Source organism: Streptomyces kanasensis, assembly GCF_043077165.1.
In the GTDB taxonomy this organism is placed as follows: domain Bacteria; phylum Actinomycetota; class Actinomycetes; order Streptomycetales; family Streptomycetaceae; genus Streptomyces; species Streptomyces changanensis.
On the sequence record NZ_JBIBSF010000003.1, the window covers coordinates 108,660 to 126,606 of the forward strand.

The 17,947-nt window shown below is 75.3% G+C and carries 18 protein-coding genes and 1 tRNA gene; 12 read left to right on the plus strand and 7 right to left on the minus strand.

The genetic code is table 11. The features are described 5' to 3' along the window. Window positions 1–29: 29 nt before the first annotated feature. Entirely contained in the window at window positions 30–1,136 is a 1,107-nt protein-coding gene (locus ACF053_RS09270) for a DUF3344 domain-containing protein (RefSeq protein WP_391953304.1), read from the minus strand. A 375-nt stretch (window positions 1,137–1,511) separates the two neighbouring features. Between ACF053_RS09270 and ACF053_RS09275 the strand changes: the two genes are divergently transcribed. The 5 genes from ACF053_RS09275 (at window position 1,512) to ACF053_RS09295 (ending at window position 4,476) form a co-directional block, all read left to right on the plus strand. Next, entirely contained in the window at window positions 1,512–1,751 is a 240-nt protein-coding gene (locus ACF053_RS09275) for a chaplin (protein WP_391953305.1), read from the plus strand. 267 nt (window positions 1,752–2,018) lie between these two features. Then, window positions 2,019–2,579 (plus strand): hypothetical protein, encoded by a 561-nt coding sequence (locus ACF053_RS09280; protein ID WP_391953306.1) that lies wholly within the window; start codon window positions 2,019–2,021, stop codon window positions 2,577–2,579. A gap of 284 nt (window positions 2,580–2,863) precedes the next feature. Beyond that, window positions 2,864–3,139: a hypothetical protein gene (locus ACF053_RS09285; protein ID WP_228979603.1), complete on the plus strand. Its 276-nt coding sequence runs from the start codon at window positions 2,864–2,866 to the stop codon at window positions 3,137–3,139. Window positions 3,140–3,312: 173 nt separating this feature from the next. Then, window positions 3,313–3,837 carry a hypothetical protein gene (locus tag ACF053_RS09290; protein WP_391953307.1) on the plus strand — a complete coding sequence of 175 codons (525 nt, stop codon included), beginning with the start codon at window positions 3,313–3,315 and terminating at the stop codon, window positions 3,835–3,837. A gap of 303 nt (window positions 3,838–4,140) precedes the next feature. Next, on the plus strand, window positions 4,141–4,476 hold the full coding sequence (locus tag ACF053_RS09295) for a chaplin (RefSeq protein WP_391953308.1): 336 nt from the start codon (window positions 4,141–4,143) through the stop codon (window positions 4,474–4,476). 335 nt (window positions 4,477–4,811) lie between these two features. Here ACF053_RS09295 and ACF053_RS09300 read toward each other — a convergent pair whose 3' ends face one another. Together ACF053_RS09300 and ACF053_RS09305 are read right to left on the minus strand one after the other, a co-directional pair. Next, window positions 4,812–5,678, minus strand: coding sequence for a tyrosinase family protein (locus ACF053_RS09300; protein WP_391953309.1), 867 nt, complete (start codon window positions 5,676–5,678; stop codon window positions 4,812–4,814). Next, window positions 5,662–6,213 (minus strand): tyrosinase family oxidase copper chaperone, encoded by a 552-nt coding sequence (locus tag ACF053_RS09305; protein WP_391953310.1) that lies wholly within the window; start codon window positions 6,211–6,213, stop codon window positions 5,662–5,664. Before ACF053_RS09305 ends, ACF053_RS09300 begins: the two co-directional genes overlap by 17 nt. Before the next feature lie 193 nt (window positions 6,214–6,406). Between ACF053_RS09305 and ACF053_RS09310 the strand changes: the two genes are divergently transcribed. The 5 genes from ACF053_RS09310 to ACF053_RS09330 all read left to right on the plus strand — a co-directional run bounded on the left by ACF053_RS09310 (window position 6,407) and on the right by ACF053_RS09330 (window position 10,318). Then, window positions 6,407–6,910 (plus strand): DUF5949 family protein, encoded by a 504-nt coding sequence (locus ACF053_RS09310; RefSeq protein ID WP_391953311.1) that lies wholly within the window; start codon window positions 6,407–6,409, stop codon window positions 6,908–6,910. Window positions 6,911–6,933: 23 nt separating this feature from the next. Further along, window positions 6,934–7,665 (plus strand): vitamin K epoxide reductase family protein, encoded by a 732-nt coding sequence (locus ACF053_RS09315; RefSeq protein WP_391953312.1) that lies wholly within the window; start codon window positions 6,934–6,936, stop codon window positions 7,663–7,665. Window positions 7,666–7,734: 69 nt separating this feature from the next. Continuing rightward, complete coding sequence (locus ACF053_RS09320) at window positions 7,735–8,805, plus strand: hypothetical protein (RefSeq protein ID WP_391953313.1); 1,071 nt, start codon at window positions 7,735–7,737, stop codon at window positions 8,803–8,805. Between the two features lie 83 nt (window positions 8,806–8,888). After that, complete coding sequence (locus ACF053_RS09325; RefSeq protein ID WP_391953314.1) at window positions 8,889–9,656, plus strand: hypothetical protein; 768 nt, start codon at window positions 8,889–8,891, stop codon at window positions 9,654–9,656. A 5-nt stretch (window positions 9,657–9,661) separates the two neighbouring features. Beyond that, window positions 9,662–10,318: an RES family NAD+ phosphorylase gene (locus tag ACF053_RS09330; RefSeq protein ID WP_391953315.1), complete on the plus strand. Its 657-nt coding sequence runs from the start codon at window positions 9,662–9,664 to the stop codon at window positions 10,316–10,318. Between the two features lie 135 nt (window positions 10,319–10,453). Here ACF053_RS09330 and ACF053_RS09335 read toward each other — a convergent pair whose 3' ends face one another. After that, window positions 10,454–12,511, minus strand: a complete 2,058-nt coding sequence (locus ACF053_RS09335; RefSeq protein WP_391953316.1) for a caspase family protein — start codon at window positions 12,509–12,511, stop codon at window positions 10,454–10,456. A 239-nt stretch (window positions 12,512–12,750) separates the two neighbouring features. After that, window positions 12,751–13,401 (minus strand): LysE family translocator, encoded by a 651-nt coding sequence (locus ACF053_RS09340; protein WP_391953317.1) that lies wholly within the window; start codon window positions 13,399–13,401, stop codon window positions 12,751–12,753. A 125-nt stretch (window positions 13,402–13,526) separates the two neighbouring features. Between ACF053_RS09340 and ACF053_RS09345 the strand changes: the two genes are divergently transcribed. Both ACF053_RS09345 and ACF053_RS09350 read left to right on the plus strand, forming a co-directional pair. Continuing rightward, window positions 13,527–14,870 (plus strand): aminotransferase-like domain-containing protein, encoded by a 1,344-nt coding sequence (locus tag ACF053_RS09345; RefSeq protein ID WP_391953318.1) that lies wholly within the window; start codon window positions 13,527–13,529, stop codon window positions 14,868–14,870. Between the two features lie 490 nt (window positions 14,871–15,360). Then, the gene (locus ACF053_RS09350; RefSeq protein WP_391953319.1) at window positions 15,361–15,822 is read left to right on the plus strand and encodes a hypothetical protein; all 462 of its coding nucleotides are present in this window, start codon (window positions 15,361–15,363) and stop codon (window positions 15,820–15,822) included. 343 nt (window positions 15,823–16,165) lie between these two features. Here the strand turns inward: ACF053_RS09350 and ACF053_RS09355 are convergent. Continuing rightward, a tRNA-Thr gene (locus ACF053_RS09355) sits at window positions 16,166–16,239 on the minus strand. A 103-nt stretch (window positions 16,240–16,342) separates the two neighbouring features. Then, window positions 16,343–17,899: an alpha/beta hydrolase gene (locus ACF053_RS09360; RefSeq protein WP_391953320.1), complete on the minus strand. Its 1,557-nt coding sequence runs from the start codon at window positions 17,897–17,899 to the stop codon at window positions 16,343–16,345. Between the last annotated feature and the right edge of the window lie 48 nt (window positions 17,900–17,947).

The following is a 17,947-nucleotide window of genomic DNA, read 5'->3' on the forward strand; positions in this document are numbered from 1 at the left end:
CTGACGAAGCGGTGGCGGGGTGGGAGGGATCAGCCGGGGGCGTCGGCCTCCAGGAACAGCGCGCCGAGCCACACGTAGTCGCCGGCCGTGCCGACCCGCACGGAGACGTCGTCGGCACCGCCGACGAGCGCCGCGTCGAGGTCGAGGACGTCGGAGTCGTAGCCGAGGGTGTTGCGGTGGGCGGGCTCGCGGCGGATCCGCTCGGCGCCGGAGTCCGTGACGGTGGAGTTCAGGACGTCGTCCCGGGCGTTCGCGGAATCGTGCAGGGCCACCGGGCGGCCGGCGCGCGGAGTGAAGGCGAGGGAATCGCCCGCCATGCCGCGGTCACCGTCGTAGGCGACGATCCCGAGGCGTCCCGAACCACCCACGGGAATGCGCATGCGGCCGAGCTCCACGTCCACGGAACGCCGGTTGCGGGTGAGCGTCTCGAATCCGTCCCAGAGGGCGAGGTGGCGCAGCGGGGCGCCCTTCTTCGCGTACGCCACGACGAGCGTCCACCCACCCCAGGCGCCCACTCCCGAACGGCCCATGGCGACGTTGATCTGGGCGACGGTGTACATGCCGGGGCCGGAGTCCCGGACGAGTTCCGTGAGGTCCGCGGTGGCGTGGAAGGCGTCGGCCCCGTCGGCCGTGCGGTGGCCGATGACGGAGTCGGCGAGGACGGCCTTGTAGGCGCCGCCGGGTTCCGCGACGAGGACCCGCCCGTTGTCCTCCGGCGGCTTCTGCTCGCCCACGCGGAGGTTGCCGCCCCAGTACAGCCGGGCGTAGGTGACCTGGGCGTCCTTCGGCAGGGCGAGCTCCGCGCGGCTGGAGTTGAAGGTGTTCGGGTCGTCGTCCACGTCCGTGTAGAACATGTCGAACGCGTGGTTCGCGGCGGCGCCCTTCCCGCCCCGCGCGGACAGGCAGGGGAGGTCGGCGGCACGGTCGTTCCCGGTGGCTTCCCGGCAGGTGATCGCCGAATTCGCGGCGCGCGCCAGACCGCCGTGCTGGACGGCGTGGTACCGCTGGGCGAACGGAATGCGCTGCTGCTCCTTCACGCGGGGCGCGGCGGTGGCGGGGAGTACGGCTGACAGGGCGGCACAGGAAAGGACGCAGACCAGCCCGCGCCGCACGGCGGGCACCACTGGATTCCGCATAGGGGTTCTCCGCGTTGAGGAGTGACGAAACGGATCCCACCGGGATGAATCGACGCAACAGCACGCACGTTATAACCCCATGAGCAAAACACGAAGCATTGAGAACATACGGGGAGCAACACGACCGTTTATCTGACACGTTCGTCATCGATCCGGTCACTCCGTGGCACTCCACGGCATCTCTCGGCACCACGCCGTGCCCCTCGGCGGCGCGGTACGCGGCACCGCGCGGCACACATCCCGGCACCACGCCCCCGGCCCGGCACGTCCGCGTCACCCGTTCGGTGGCGGAACCACGGGGGCGCTCGTGCGTTGTCCATGCAGCCGGCCGCGTCGGCCGCACCGCCTCACCCCGAAACCTAGGAGTTCTCCACCATGTCCCGTATCGCGAAGGCTGCCGTCCTGACCTCCGCCGTAGCCGCGTCCGTGGCGGGTGCCGCCGGCGTCGCGAACGCCGACGCCGACGCGCACGCCGCGGCCGTGGGCTCCCCCGGCGTCATCTCGGGCAACGTCGTCCAGGTGCCGATCCACATCCCGATCAACCTCTGCGGCAACACCATCGACATCATCGGCCTGCTGAACCCGACCTTCGGCAACGTCTGCATCAACGACTGACGACCGCGCCGGGATCTCCCCCACGCGACGGCGCCGCCCCGTGATCCTTGCCGGGGCGGCGCCGCCGTGTGTCCGGCCACCCTCTTGGCGGCGTGCCCACGCCGACCGCCACGACCGGTACGGCGGCACGTCACGGCAGCTCAGGGGCGGTGCGTTCACCCGAGGGACGCAGTCACCCTCCGTGTCGCACGCGCTTGCGGGCGCCCGACGGGCGGCGCACGGTGAGGACACCAGTCCGCCGTCCCACCCGGAAGGAAGAACTCGCGCATGCGCCTCCTGACCTCCCGCCGCGTCGCGCTCGCCGCCGTCTGCGTCGCGCTCACCCTCGGCACCGCGGGCCCCGCCCTGGCCGACGCACCGCGGACCCCCCCGGCCGCGCCCACCACCGCCGCCGCCGACACCGACGCCACGGACGACGCCACCGCCGCCGTGCAGGCGGCGGTGGACGAGCTGATCGCCTCCATGACCAAGGACCAGGCGACGACCGGCATGCCCGAGAACCTCCCGGAGTCGGTGCAGAAGCTCATCGACGCCGTCCTCGGCACCGTCGGCGGGCTCACGGGCGTCTCGATGCCCGACCTCCCCGTCGACGTGCCGAGCACGCCGCTCCCCCAGGCCCCCGGCACCGGCACGCCCGCGACCCAGGACCCCGCCACGGGTGCCACGACACCGGGGATCGCCATGCCGGAGATCACCGTCCCCGAGGTCGTGCGGCCGGACGTCCCGATCACGGGCGTCTCCAGCGACTGGTTCCCGGACGCGGACTTCTTCTCCCCGCAGGCGCCGGTCACGCTCCCCCAGCCCGTGGCCGCCACCACGACCGGCTAGCGGTGGGTACGCGCCCGGGCGCGACGCCGTACCGGGCCGGGTCCCGTTCCGCCGAGGCGGCACGGGACCCGGCCCTCCGTTTCGTTCCACGTCCTTTCACACTGGTCGGAGTATCGGACTGCCGGACTTCATTCGGGTGCAGTGGCGAGAAATAACCGCCGACGGAGTTTCCGGCGCGCCGGGGACTCGTTACAGAGGGCAGAGAGCGCCGACCCGCCCGGTCAAGTACCGATTCGGCGGCGCGAGTTGCCACGCACGACGCCTTTCCAGGAAGGACTCACCCGATGAAGCCCACGAAGGTTGCCGCGGTCGTCGCCGGCTCCGTGATGGCGATGGGCATGGCCGCCCCCGCCTTCGCCGCCGACACCCTCACGCCCTCCAGCCTCAACGGGGCGGTCGACACGCTGGGCAAGCGGGGTCTGGCCGAGGCGGTTCCCTCCGGCGGCGTCGACAAGGTGGCCGACAACAAGGTCGTCGGCAAGGTCGCCGACACGGCCGGCGGCCTGGACGCCGCCGACAAGGCCGCACCGCTGCTGGGCGGTCTGCCGCTCGGCAAGTGACATACGGGAACGGGGGGCCTGACGGGGACGACGCGTTTCCCGCCCGGCCCCCCGTTCCCGCGTTCCGGGCACTACTGCAAGCAGGCGAATTCCGCGCCGTTCCGCGGCGGTGCTCGTTACCACCACGCAGAAACGAATTCCAGTTCAGACGTCCGGGAAGGCGTACGCAGAAGATGAACGTGAAGTCTCAGGTCGGTGCGGGGATCCTCGCCACGTGCCTCGCCTCGGCGGCCGCCGCGGCACTGGCCAGCCCCGCGGCCGCCGCGGAGGCGCCGGTGGATGTCCCGCTGCAGTCCCTGGGCGGCGTCCTCCCCGTCACCCCGCCGACCGTCAGCACCGGCGTGCCGCTGCTCACGCCCGGCATGCCGGAGGGCCTGGGCCACGTCGGCGAGGGCGGCCTCCCGGAGCTCACCCTGCTGCCGCGCACCCCGATCGGCAGCGAGTTCCCCGAGACCCGCGTCGAGGCGCCGATGCCGAGCCTCCTCGGCGGCCGCCCGCTCGGTACGGCCCTGCTGACCTCGCCGCGGTCGGACGTGGAGACGTCCACGCCGGGCGCTTCCCTCGGTGAGCCGCTCTCCCTGCCACGGGGAGGGGCTCTGGGCCTGCCGGGCGTCCAGCTGCCGAAGGCGGCCCTCCTCACCCCCACCCTCTCCGGCGGTCTGCAGTCCGACCTCGGACTGTCCCCGCAGGAGGGGTGACACGCCGGAGGGCGCGGGTGAAGAAAGCGTTCTTCCCGCCACCCGTCCGGCCGCCGCTCGTTACACCCCACGGCTTGTCGCATGGTCACCGGCCCGCGGAGCCCCGCCGGGCCCCGACGCATCCAGCGTCGGTGCCCCGGGGACCGCGGGCCTCAGCATGCCCCCGCCGGTCCACCCGTGCTCCCCGCCCACCCCTTACGGTACGCAGAGCAATCAAGCCGTTACCATACGTGAGAATCCGCGTTGAAGCGGGGTGACGCCCGCTGGTCCGCGGTCGCGTTCCCATCGACAAGGAGTTCCTGAATGTCTCGCATCGCGAAGGCTGCCGTCATCATCGCCGGCACGGGCGCTGTCGTCCTGAGCGGGGCCGGCATGGCCCTCGCCGACGCGGAGGCCAACGCCGCCGCCGTCAACTCGCCCGGCGTCCTGTCGGGCAACGTCCTCCAGGTGCCGATCCACATCCCGGTCAACATCTGCGGCAACACCATCAACGTCGTCGGTCTCCTCAACCCCGCGTTCGGCAACGTCTGCATCAACAACGGCGGCAAGGACCACAAGGAGAAGAGCGACGACGGCAAGGGCGGCCACCACGGCGGCCACCACAACGACGGCAAGGGCGAGAACGGCTACGGCAGCTGACGCTCCCGTCCCCTCCTGCTCCCCGTGCTGCCCCCCGGCACGGAAGTGGGGGGGGGGGGCGCCCCCCCCGGCCCCCCCCCCCCCCCCCCCCCCCCCCCCCGCGGCCGGCCCGCCCCCCCCCCCCCCCCCCGCCCCCCCCCCCCCCCCCCCCCCCCCCCCCCCCCCCCCCCGGGGGGTCCGGAGTTTATTGTATTTGCCTGGTTACACACCGGCCCCGTGTGGGCCAGTGGGGCGTGACGGGGTCATTCCGTGGCCCCCGGCACACCGCCGGGGGCCACTTCCGTACCCGCCACCCGGGTCCGGGTCCGGGTCCGGACCGGACCGGGCCGGACCGGTCAGGCGTACCGGTACAGGCGGCTGTGGTCGGCCAGCTGGGCCGGCGTCACGTCCCAGGGGGGCATCGGCTCGTGCCGCGCCACGACCCGCCCGTGCTGTGCCGACCCGCGCGGCGGCGGGGCGGCGGGCAGGTAACGGGCGCCCGGGTTGCGGCGCTGCCAGCGCGACCAGACGGCGTCCACGAACGCGTGGTGCAGCCAGAACACCGGGTCGTTGACCGACGCCGCGCCCAGCATGAGTCCGCCCACCCAGCGGTGCACGCGGTTGTGGTTGCGCAGCCGGGCGCTGCCGCGACCCGGCACCCACCCCTCCAACCGGTTGCGGAAGCCACCGGGGCTGGTGGAGTCCCAGGGCGCCGCGTCGTACACGGTCTCCCGCGTCGCCCACGCCAACTCGTCGCGCGTGGGCAGCTCGACGGGATCCTTGGGGTGGCCGAAGTCGCGCGTGAGGAACCGGTCCTCGGTGACGCCGACGTTGATGGTCCAGTCGCCCGTGGCGTACGCGAAGGGGCCGGTCGTGACGCGGAGGTCGCCGCGCCGGCCGTTGCCGCCGAGGAAGTCCTCGCCCCACGGCTGGCCCACCGGGCTGCGGTCGTGGGTCCAGTCCCAGTACGGCACGGTCACGCCCGCGTCGACCTCCTGCAGGGCCCGCTCGAACTCCAGCAGGTACTGGCGGTGCCACGGCAGGAACGACGGCGCCATGTGCGCGGTCCGCAGCCCGCTCTCGCCGTCCGCGCCGTAGTACGCGATGTGCGTGCGGACGAAGTCGTCGTACCGGCCGGCACGCTTCAGCTCCAGCACCGCGGCGACGAACCGGCGCCGCTCGGCCGCGCTCAGGTCGCGCTGGTTCTTACGCGTGTGCGCCATGGCCGCCCCCTTCCCGGCGCAGCGCCGCGCCGTGTCCGACGGACCGGGCCAGCCGCGCCCCGCCCAGCTCGTCGACGGCGGCGCGGGTCGCGGCGAGGGGCGTCGGGTACGTCTCGTAGTGGTTCACCAGGGTGAGGTAGCCGCCGCCCGCGCAGCGCATCAGGTGCAGCGGCCGCCCGTCGACGAGCACTTCGAACTCCGGTACGGCCGCCGTGACGGGCCTGCCCTGGATGCGGCGGCCCCGGTACGTCTCGTCGAAGGCGCCGTGCACGGGCCGCCGGGCGCCGGGGGCCGGCGCGCGCCCGGGCCCCGAGCCGCCGGTCCGCGGCCCGCCGGGGCCGTCCTGCGGGATGGTGGCGACACGCGCGAGCGCGCCACCCGTGAACGACGCGACGGCCGCGGTGAACAGGGCGCGCAGGACGCCCCGGCGCACCGGTCCCCCGCGCTGTGGTCCGCGGAGCTGTGCTCCGCGGCGCAGGGGCCCTCGCCGCCGGAGACGGGCGGCGAGGGGTGGCTGCGGGCTCTTGGCGATCATGGGCGATCTCCCGTACGGCTCGTGCGGGCGGTGGACTCCCTCCCCCGGGGGACAACGACGCCACCCGCGAACCGTTCCGAGTGCGGGAGCCCCAACCCCCCACACGTCAAGGTGAATCGAGCCGAACGGGTATCGGCCGAACGGGTGGATTGTGCCGGGAGTGAGCTCATTCGTCCCACTAGTATCCGGCGCCATGACCTCTTCCCCCGCCGTGACCCCGGACAGGCAGCGTTCCCCCCTGGGGACGCTCACCGTCATCCCCTGGTGCAGCGAGCCGACCGATGACGACCCGGGTGAGCCGATGCTCATGGTGTACTCGCTCGGCGACGGGCGGGACGGCCCGGAGGCCGGTGAGGAGGCGATGCGGGCGCAGCTGAAGCGGCTGGGCCTGTCGATCGGCGAGCGCCTCGTGGACCTCGGCCGGGACAGCCGGATCGCCATCACCCTGCTGGTGGAGGCCGAGCAGGCCGTCCTGACACTGCCGTTCATGAAGGTGCAGTGCCCGGTACCGCCGGAGTGGCAGCGCGCCGCGCACACCAAGGGCCAGGTCTACCTGATCTTCGCGGTGCGCCCGTGGCCGGAGGCGGTGCCGGGCGTCGAGGTGTCGGAGGAGCGGCTGCGCGCCTTCGTGACCGGTGACGGGCTCCTGGAGGGCAGCGCCCACTGCCTCGCCCCCGTGCTGCGGGTGCGGACCTGACGCCGAGAGGACCGGTGAGCGCCGTGGCGACCACGCGCGACACGAACACGGGGTCCGTCCCCGCCCCCTCCCCCGCCCCGGACGGCGCTCCCGGCGCCCCCACCGGCCGGGCGACCGTCCGCGCCTCCCGCCGCAGCACCGGCCCCGGCCCGGCCGCCGGGCCGCCTGACGCGGACGGGGCGACGGGGGCGGGACGGGCGTTCGGCTGGCTGCTGGTGGTGACGGGCGCGGCGGGGGTGCTCGCCGCCTGGGTCATCACCCTCGACAAGTTCCGGCTCCTGGAGGACCCGGACTACACGCCGGGGTGCAGCCTGAACCCCGTCGTGTCGTGCGGCAGCGTCATGAAGAGCGCGCAGGCCGCGGTCTTCGGATTCCCCAACCCGCTGCTGGGCCTGGTCACGTACGGCATGGTCGTCGCGGTCGGCGCCGGCCTGCTCGCCGGGGCCCGTCACCGGCGCTGGTTCTGGCTGGGGCTGCAGGCCGGGACGCTGTTCGGCGTCGGTTTCTGCGCGTGGCTCGCGCAGCAGTCCCTGTACGTCATCAACGCCCTGTGCCTGTGGTGCTGCCTGGCCTGGGTGGCGACGGCCGTCATGTTCTGGACCGTCACCGCCTACAACGTCGGCCGCGGCCACCTGCCCGCCCCGCGGGGGGTACGGCGCTTCCTCGGCGAGTTCCCGTGGATCCCCCCGGTGCTGCACCTCGGCGTCGTGGGGATGCTGGTGCTGACGCGCTGGTGGGACTTCTGGACCGGCTGACGGCCCCGGCGGGACGAGGTGCGCGAAGCGGGTTGTGGGACCACTCGGCGTGTTGGGATGCTTCCGTCCATGCCGACCGGCCCCCTGTCTGACCACGCCTCGCTCCTCGGGGAGGTGCGGGCCGTACGGCGCGCGGGCCTCGTCCGCCTCCGCGAGCTGGACCTGCCCGCCCTCTCCCGCGCCGCCGCCGCCTTCGACCGCGGCCCCGGCACCACCCCGGTGGAACGGCTGTTGCGCGCCGCGGTGTCCCGGCTTGACGCGGGGACGCTGCGGGACGCCGCCGCCTACGCCCTGGGCCTCGCCCAGGGCACCCGCGACTGGCCCGCCGCCGACCGGCGGCGCAGGGCCGCCGAGGTCTACGGCGTGAGCGTCGAACGGTTCCGCAAGCACCACGAACCCCTGGCGCTCGGTCAGGTCGCCGAGCAGATCGCGGCCGTGGCCGCCGAACGGGCCCCGGCCGCCGCGCCGATCACGCACCCCGGGGCCACCCACCGCGTCCTGGCGGCGGCGGGTGGGCACCGGATCACGCTGCACGTCCACCCGGTGGACCTGCTCAACGACGTCGACGTCGTCGTGTCGCCGGCCAACGTGTGGCTCGCGCTGCCCGAGCCGTACAAGTCGTCCGTCCCCGCGTCGCTGCGGCGCGCCGGCGCGGTGCGCGGCCCGACCGGGGAGCTCGTCGAGGACCTGGTCCACGACGGGTTGCGGGCCTGGGCCACCCGGCACGGCGCCGCCGGCCGACCGGTCCAGCCGGCGACCGTCGCGCCCACGGAGGCGGGCGCGCTCGCCGCGCAGGGGGTCCGCCGGATCTACCACGCGGCGGTGGCCGTGCCGCGGGCGGGCACCAACGACTACGACGTCCTGCCCGCCGACGTGACCCGTGCGGTGACCCGGGTCTTCGCCCTGCTCCGGGAGGAGTCCGCGTGCTTCGACCCGCCGCTCCGGTCACTGTGCCTGCCCCTGCTCGGGGCCGGGCGGGGCGGACTGACCGCCGCGACCAGCGCCGCCGCCGTCTGGGCGGCCGTCGGGGCGGAACTGGCGCGCGGTGCCCCGTGGGAGGTGCACCTGGTGGTGCTGGAGCCGGCCGACGCCGACGCGCTGGCGCGTGTGGTGGAGGGGGTGGCGGGGCGTGCGTGGTGAGCTGCCGGTGGGGCCGGTGGGCGGCCGGGTGGGGCGGGACGTGAACGGTCGGCTGCCGGCCGGGCCGCCGCAGGGGGTGCGGCATGAGCGGTGAGGAGCACCGGTCCACCGATCCGTACGAGGTGCTGGCGCGGGCGGCCGCCGAGTGGGACGACCTGGAGCGCCGGCTCGACGCCGCCGACCGGGCACGACTGGGCGACGCGCTGCGGGGCCTGCGTGAGGGGCCCCGGCCGTGGGACGCGGCCCGCGACGCGGTGCGCGTACTGGCCGCCGCGCTGCCGGGCGGGGCGGGGGCGCGGTTCGTCGCCCCGACGGTGCCGGACGAGCCGCCGGTGCTGGGCCGGCCTCCTGTGGAGGGCGGTTCCGGGGCGCCGGGGGGCTCCCCTGTGGAGGGCGGTCCGGGGGCACCGGGGGCCGGGACGGGGACGCCGTACTCCGCCTCGTACGCCGGGTTCCGTGCCGTGGACCTCGCCGCGCTGGTGCTCGACGGCACGCGGATGGTCGGTCCCGTGCTCGGGCCGGTGCGCGACCGGCTGCTGGCGGTGCCCGCGCTGTCGGAGGACGCGGTGCGGGAGCGGGGCGGTGACCCTTACGGGCCCGGGCTGGTCCGGCTGCGCGGGGCGGGGGGCGCGGTGCGGCTGCCGCGCTTCCAGTTCGCCGGGGACGCGCTGCCCTGGCCGGTGGTGCTGGAGGTCAACCGCCTGCTGGACGCCGACGACGACCCGTGGGCCGCCGCCGACTGGTGGCTCTCCCGCAACGCCTGGCTCGCCGCACCGCCCGCCGCGCTGCTCGGCACCGGTCGGGACGGCACGCTCGTGGACGCCGCCCGTGCCCTCGTGGACGGGGGGTGAGGGCCGTGCCCAACACGCCGCCGCCCGCCGCGCCCCCCGGTACGCCCGTGAAGGCCACGCTCCCCGCGGGCACTCCGCTGTTCCGGGTGCACCGGTCGGAGTGGTCCGCCACCTCCTTCAACCCCGTCCCCGCCGACCGGTTGTGGGGCGGTGGCCGGTTCGACGCGACCGAGGACGACCCGTACCGCTTCCTGTACGCCGGTGCCACGGCCGCCGCAGCGGTGTGCGAGTCGTTCCTGCGGTCGGTGCCGTGCGCCGAGCCGGGGCCCCGGATCGTGCCGCGCGCCGCGGTGCGCGGCCGGCGGCTGGCGTTCCTGCGGCTCGCCGTGGACGTGGACGTCGTGTCGCTGATGTCCGGGCGGGACCTGGCGGCGGTCGCGCAGGACTCCTGGCTGGTCCAGGCGGAGGCGCACGAGTACGCCTTCACGCGCGCGTGGGGGCACTGGATCCGGCGCCACACCGACCCGTGGGCGCGGGGCTTCGTGTGGCCGTCGAAGCGGGAGCCCGCCGACCGGGTCACGGTCCTCTTCGGCGACCGCTGCCCGCCCGGGGTGGTCGAGGAGACCGGCACGCCCGCGGTGGACCTCGCCGCGCGGGACGGTGAGGAGTGGCTGAACGGTCTCCTCGCCCCGTACAACGCCCGGGTCGGCGGCCCCCGCTGAACCGTGCCGGCGGCGGGCGGCCGGGGCGGCGCCGGGAGCGGGCACGGGCGACGGGAGCGGGCGCCGGCGACGGGCGCCCGGCCCGCGGATGCCGCCGGGGGACGGGGCCGGGCCCGCCGCCGGGCGGGCCGGGCCTCAGGCGCCCCGGCCGGAGGACCGTGGGACGACCGTGCGGACGGGGACGGTGGTCGTCCACCACTGGCCGGGCGCCGGGCGCCGGGACGGCCCGGTGTCGCGCGCACCACCGGTGCCGCCGGAACCGCCTCCGCCGGTCCCTGCGAGGTGGAGGACGCCGTCGGCGGGCGGGCCGGAGGGCGCGTCGCGGGCGTCGGCGTACGGGTCCCACGGGGGCAGGTGGAAGGGCGCGGTGTTGAGCTCCCCCTCCGCGACGATCAGCTTGAACCAGTCGCGGACCTCGGCGCCCGGGCGCTCGGGGCGGGTCGGCGGGAGGGACAGTTCGACCGGGTCGCCGTCGAAGACGTGGGCCGTGCCATGGGGGCCGATGAAGTGCCCCTCGTACAGGCCGGTGTGCGCCGCGTGGCTGTCGGTCAGGTCGACGAGCACCGCCCACAGCGGGCGGGGCCCGCGGTTGTGGATGCGGATCGCGACCTCGGGGCGGTGCCAGGCGCCCGGGCGGCCGGCGTAGTGCAGGACGAGCTCGCCGGCCGCGTCCGGGGTGAGGGCGGGCGCGTACCGGCCCGGCGTCCACGGGCTGACCTCGACACGGACGAGGCCGGCGAGGGGCGACGCCGGGTTGTCCAGGGCGTGCAGCTGGTGCCAGCGGGCGAGGTGGACGAGGCAGCGGGCGACCCGCCGGGCGTCGGCCGGGCCGGTCAGGGGCAGGGCGGCCACCACGGGCGTGCCGTCACGGCGCAGGACCCGCGCCTCGCCCCCTCCGGTGACGACGCGGCGCAGTCCGTCGGGTTGGGCCGCGGCGCCCGTGTGGAGGAGCGGGGACGGTCCGCCCCCCGGGCCGGCGGTGGCCAGCGCGGCGGCGACCACGGCCGCGTCGGGGCCCTCCAGCCGTACGGCGAGCGGCGGCAGGGCGAGGGAGGAGGGGACCACGGGGTAGGCGCGGGTGCGATCCGGGTGCCAGCCGTCGGGGGTCACGAGCGTACGGAGGGCCTGCACGTGCCGCGCCCGGACGACGGGACCGCCGCCGGTACCGGTGAGGCCACGGCCGGTGAGGCCGCCGCCGGTACCGGTTGCGCCACGGCCGGTGGAGGTGCCGCCGTGGCCGGTGGACGTGGCATCGCCCGTCACGGTGAACGCGGTGGCGACGGCGGTGTCCGTGCCCTCGCGCAGTCCGTGCGCGCCGCCGCAGTCAACCTCCCAGCCGTCCGTGCCGTACCGCAGCAGGTGGGGGCCGGGCGGGCGGACCAGTCCGCCCAGCACCGGCGCGTCCGCCGGGCCGCCGGGTTCGGCGGGGGCGAGGACGGGGTGCTGGCGCCGCTCGTCGCGCTGTACGCGCGCGTTGGCGGCGGCCAGGACCTCGCGGTACGTGGCTGCGGGCGGCGCCGCCCGCAGCGCGCCCAGCAGGGCGCGGGTGAAGACGCCGTGGCGGCGCCCGGCGAAGTCCCGTTCGTACGCGCGCTGGTCCAGCCTGCTGCCGGCGAGCAGGACGTGCCGGGGCGCCGCGGGGCCGGCGGTGTCGCGGGCGACCGGGGCGGCGGGGGGTGCGGGGGCGGGCTGCCGCGTCCACTCGGGCAGCGGGGGCGCGTACCGGGCGACGGCGTCCGGTTCGCCCTCGGGGTCGCGCGTGGCGCCGCCGGAGTAGCAGCAGTCGAGGACGGCGACGACGTGCGCGCCGCGCGAGGCCACCGCGTCGAGCAGCGCGCCGAGCCGCTTGTCGGGGAGGGGGCCGTCCGCGCAGACGAGGGCCTGGCACCGGCCGGTCGCCTCGACGAGGCGCTCTTGCGGGGTGATCGCCGCGTACTCGGTGCCGTGGCCGGAGAACCACAGGAGGGCCGTGTCGCCGGGGCCCGCCTGCCCCAGGTGCCCGGTGACGGCCGCGGTGACCGCGGCGATCGTCGCCGTACGGTCCGTCAGGATCCGTACCGATGGCGGGGCGCCCAGCCGCTCCACCAGCCAGCGGTGGCCGGCCTCGATGTCGTTGAGGCAGCCGGAGAGCCTCGGCCACCGGCCGGCCGGGTAGTCGTCGATGCCCACGAAGAGGGCGTACACCGTCGCCATGCCCGGAGTCTCGCAGGCCGGGTGGCGCCTTCCGGGTCGTTTCCCGGTACTCCTCCGGGCACGTGCGGGGCGCGGGCCGGACGGGACCCGGCGGGTGGGCGTGGCGTGCGGGGAGCCGGCTGGGGGGCCAAAGGGCCGAGGGCCGAGGGCCGAGGGCTGAGGAGCCAGGGGCCGAAGGGCCAAGGGGCCGTGCGGACGAGGTCGGGGCCGGGGGCCGGGGAGGTCCGTCGGCGGGCGGTTCAGCGTGCGGCGGCGCGCGGCGCGGTGGTGTCGACGGCCATGGTGACGGCGAGCCCGCCCAGCACGGCGCCCATGGCGTAGCGCTGGGTGCGCAGCCATGCCGGGTGGCGGGCGAGGAAGACGGCGACGCCCCCCGCGGCCGCCACGATCACCGCGTTGACCCCGAGGCTCACGACGATCTGCACCGAACCGAGGACGAGCCCCTGGGCGAGGACGTGCCCCTCCTCGATGTCGACGAACTGCGGGATCAACGACAGGTACATGATGGCGATCTTCGGGTTGAGCAGGCTCGTCATCAGTCCCATCGCGAACAGCCGGCGGGGCGGGTCCGGCGGTACGTCCCGTGGCGTGAACACCGACACGCCACCGGGCCTGAGCGCGCACCAGGCGAGCCAGCCGAGGTAGGCGGCGCCGGCCAGCTTCACGGCGAGGTACAGCTGCGGCACGGCGGTGAACAGCACCGACAGGCCGAGGTTGGTGGCGACCAGGTACACGAGGAAGCCGACCGCGACACCGCCGAGCGAGACGATCCCCGCGCGGCGGCCCTGGGTGAGGGAGCGGGAGACGAGGTAGATCATGTTCGGCCCGGGCGTCAGCACCATCCCGAGCGCGATGACGAAGACCCCAGCCAGGGCGCTGCCCTCCACCATCGACGCCGTCCTCCCGTGTCGCCCGCCGTTCCCGCATCGGACTCCGAGCATATTGACGTCGCTTCACTCGGTGCAATAGAAACATTGCTCTCGGTGCAATCCAAGCAGCATGACAGGAGCGGGAGTTGAGGGACTACCAACGGGTGGCGGACGCCGTGGCCGGGGAGATCGCGGCCGGACGCCTGCGCCCCGGGGACCGGCTGCCGCCGCAGCGGCGCTTCGCCCGGGACCACGGCATCGCCGGCTCCACGGCCGCCCGGGTCTACCGCGAACTGGCCCGGCGCGGCCTGACCGTCGGCGAGGTGGGCCGCGGCACGTTCGTCCGCGCCACCGAGGGACCGGCCGCGGGCCCCGCCCTGAGCGACGACCCGGCGGGGCAGCGGGTGAACCTGGAGCTCAACCACCCCGTCGTACCGGAGCAGGCCGCCCTGCTCGCCGAGGGCCTGGGCGGGCTCCTGCGCGCCGACGTGCTGGACGCGGCGCTGCGGCCGGTCGGCCCGGCGGGCACGCCCCGGGCGCGTGCGGCCGCGGCGGCGCTGCTCGCCCGCGCCGGTTGGCGGCCGCGCCCCGAGCGGGTGCTCTTCGCCGGCAACGGCCGGCAGGCCATCTCGGCCGCCGTCGCCGCGCTGGTACCGCCCGGGGGGCGGCTGGGCGCCGAGGAGTTCACGTACCCGGTGCTGAAGTCGATCGCCGGCCGCCTCGGCGTCACCGTCGTGCCACTGGCCGTGGACGGGGACGGAGTACGGCCCGACGCGGTCGCCGCAGCCCACCGCACCGCCCGGCTGCACGCGGTCTACGTCCAGCCCACGCTGCACAACCCCCTCTCCCTCACCATGCCTCCCGCACGCCGCGCCGAACTCGCCGCGACCCTGCGGCACCTGGACCTCACCGCGGTCGAGGACGCCGTCTGGGCGTTCCTGGACCGGGACACGCCCCCGCTCGCCGCGCTGGCACCGGAGCGGACGGTGCTCGTGGACAGCCTGTCGAAGCGGGTCGCGCCCGGACTGACCACCGGGTTCGCCGTGGTGCCCGACGCGCTGGTGGCCGCCGTCGAGGCGGCCGTCCGCTCCGGCGGCTGGACACCCTCCGGCTTCGCCCTGGAGGCGGCGGCCCGCTGGCAGTCGGACGGCCGTCTGGACGCCCTCGTCGAGGCCAAGCGCGAGGAGGTCGCACGCCGCCAGGACCTCGCCCGCCGCCACCTCGCGGGCTTCGCCCTGCGCACCGACCCGCGGTCCTGCTTCTGCTGGTGGGAGCTGCCGCCGGCGTGGCGGGCGGACCTCTTCGTGGCCGCGGCGGCCCGGCGCGGCATCGCCGTGACCCCGGCGTCCGCCTTCGTCTCCGACCCGCGCCGCACGCCGGACGCGGTCCGCCTGGGCCTGGCCTCGCCCCCGCCCGACACCCTGGCGCGAGCCCTCACCACCCTCGCCGGCCTCGCCCGCACGACCCCGGAGGACCACGTCCCGTCCTGACAGACCCCACCACCGGGGGCCGGAGGTCCACGGGGATCCCCCCTCACCACGAGACCGCGGCTCAGACCGGAGTTCGTACGGCGGTGGACGGCTACGCACGATTCGCCTTCCGAGACCACGCCCGAGACCGCCGAACGCCTCCACCGGCTCGGCGCCACGTTCATCACCGTGGCGGGCGGGGCGGCAACCCTTCGCGGTCCTCGACGGTCTGACGGACGGCTTGGCATGAGGACGGCGAAGGGATCCGGTCGTGCGGGGAAGACGATGGAGACGGGCACTGCTGGCCGTGGGTGTGAGTGTGCTTGCCGTGCCGGCGGGGTGCTGGTCCTCGTGTTCGCCCGGTGGGTGGGACACCAGGGGATCCCGGCTGGACCCCCCTACGGCCCTTGCCGACTTCCGCATCACCGGGCGGTACAAGGGCTCGTACGTCGGAGTGGTGGAATGCGCCGGCGAGCACGCGGACGCGGACTGCCCGAAGGACCCGTCGAACGTGACGCGTCCCGGTATCACGCCCGAGGACGCCGACAGGATCGTCGGGAATGCCACCGGGACGGGTGCCAACTACGAACGGCGGAGCGAATTCCCCGAAGCGCAGAACAGGCTTGTCGTCAGGGCCCTGCACGGTGAGGTCCCCGACCCCGAGGGGGCGGCCCGACGCATGATGCGGTCGATCGAGCGGAACGAACAGGTCCCTTTCCAGGTGGGCCCGCACACGGAATGGGTAGGGCCCGCCCGGTACTCCCGGGTCGAGGGCACCCCCGGTACTGCGCTGATCTGCCGGGACAGCCGCTACAGCGAGGTTGTGGGGGTGGAGATCGTGTCATCCCGGCAGGCGACCTGCGTCTGGGCGGATCGAAGTACGGTGGCCGCGATCAAGGGCTACGACATAACGCCCGACGAGCTGGTGGACCTCGTCGCCGAATTCCACCGCACCGCACGTGCACGCGGATGAGGGAACTGCTCGAAACGGCCGGGATCAGTGACCGTCGTCCGTCCGACGGGAGCCGCCACACACCGCCGGCGTGATCCTGGACGAGCTGGGGGTGCACGTGCCGACCACCACGGAGATCCTCCGGTACACGCAGACAGCCGGACCCGTCGCTACGTGAAGGGCGGGCCCCTGTCGGAGGACACGTGGCGGCGAGCCGCGGGCCTCTTCCCTCCCCGCGGCAGCCGGGCCGTCCGAGGCCGGAACCGGGACCAAGGACAGCCGCGTCGAGCGGGCGCGGCGACGGCGATGCGTCGTGTGAACGAGAAAGCCCAGGTCAGACGGATCTGACCTGGGCTTTCGACTGAGCCGCCTTCGGGATTCGAACCCGAGACCTACGCATTACGAGTGCGTTGCTCTGGCCAACTGAGCTAAGGCGGCACACCGCGACGGACCCCTGGGGGTGCGGCAGCGAGCACAAGTCTACACAGGTGGAGAGGGTGCTCGTGCACGCCTGTTCCCGGGGCGCCCGGGGCCCGGGGCCTCAGCGGCAGCGCTTCCCGGGGGGCGGTGGGGTGCCCTGCAGGAGGTAGGTGTTGATCGCGGTGTCCACGCAGTCGCTGCCCCGGCCGTACGCGGTGTGGCCGTCGCCGTCGTACGTCAGGAGGGTGCCGGAGGAGAGTTGCGCGGCGAGGGAGCGCGCCCAGACGTAGGGCGTGGCCGGGTCGCGGGTGGTGCCGACGACGACGATCGGGGCCGCGCCTTCGGCCGTGATGCGGTGTGCGGTGCCGGTGGCCTCGACCGGCCAGTACGCGCAGCCCAGGGACGCCCACGCCAGTCCGCGCCCGAAGACGGGCGACGCCTTCTCGAACGACGGCACGGCGGCGGCCACCGCGGCGGGGGTGGTGAAGGCGGGGGGCTGGTCGAGGCAGTTGACCGCGGCGTTGGCGGCCATGAGGTTGGAGTAGTCGCCGTCGGCCTCGCGCTCGTAGTAGCTGTCGGCGAGGGCGAGCAGGCCGGCGCCTTGGCCGTCCATCGCCCGGGTGAGCGCCCCGCGGAGCTGTGGCCAGGCGGCCTCGTCGTACATGGCGGTGATCACGCCGATCGTGGCGAGGGCCTCGCCGAGGGTGCGCCGTGGTTCGCCGGTCGGCACGGGCTTGCGGTCCAGTGCGGCGAGGAACGCCTTCATGCGGGCCGTGGCGTCCTGCACGGAGGCGTTGCCGAGGGGGCAGTCCGCCTGCCCGACGCAGTCGGCGGCGAAGGAGCGGAACGCCGTGTCGAAGCCGGCCGTCTGGTCGCGGTTCGTCTCGCGGGCCGTGCGGGAGGGGTCCATGGCGCCGTCGAGGACGAGGCGGCCGGTGCGTTCGGGGAACAGTTCCGCGTAGGTGGCGCCGAGGAACGTGCCGTACGAGGCGCCGACGTAGTTGAGCTTCGCGTCGCCGAGGGCGGCCCGGACGATGTCCATGTCGCGGGCCGCCTCGACGGTGGAGACGTGCGGCAGGACGCGGGCGGAGCGCTCGGCGCAGGCCGCGGCGAACTTCTTGTACGCGGCGGTCAGCCTGTCGGTCTCGCGCCGGTCGTCGGGGGTCTGGTCGACCTGCGTGTAGGCGTCCATGGCGGGCCCGTCGAGGCAGCGGACGGGTGCGCTGCGGGCGACGCCGCGCGGGTCGACGGCGACCATGTCGTAGCGGGCGCGGACGGGGGCGGGGTAGCCGATGCCGGCGTACGCCTGGAGGTAGTCGACGGCGGAGCCGCCGGGGCCGCCCGGGTTGACCAGCAGCGAACCGATCCGCTTGCCCGGGCCGGTCGCCTTCGTGCGGGCCACCGCCAGCTTCACCTGGCCGTCGCCGGGGCGGGCGTAGTCGAGGGGCGCCTTCAGCGTGGCGCACTGGAAGTCGGGCACCCCGCAGTCGCGCCAGGCGGGCCGCTGGGCGTAGTAGGGGCGGAGTGCGGCCGTGGCCGAGGCGGACAGGGCCGCGGGCCCGGCGGCGTGCGACACCGGCTCTGCCGTGGGGGCGCCCCCGCCGGCGCAGCCCGCCGCGAGGAGCAGGGCGAGGGCGGCGGCCGGCGCGGGGGTACGGAACAGTCGGCGGGGATCCATCCACCGGAGCGTAGCCGTACGGTGACGGTCGGTCATACGGGTGACGCG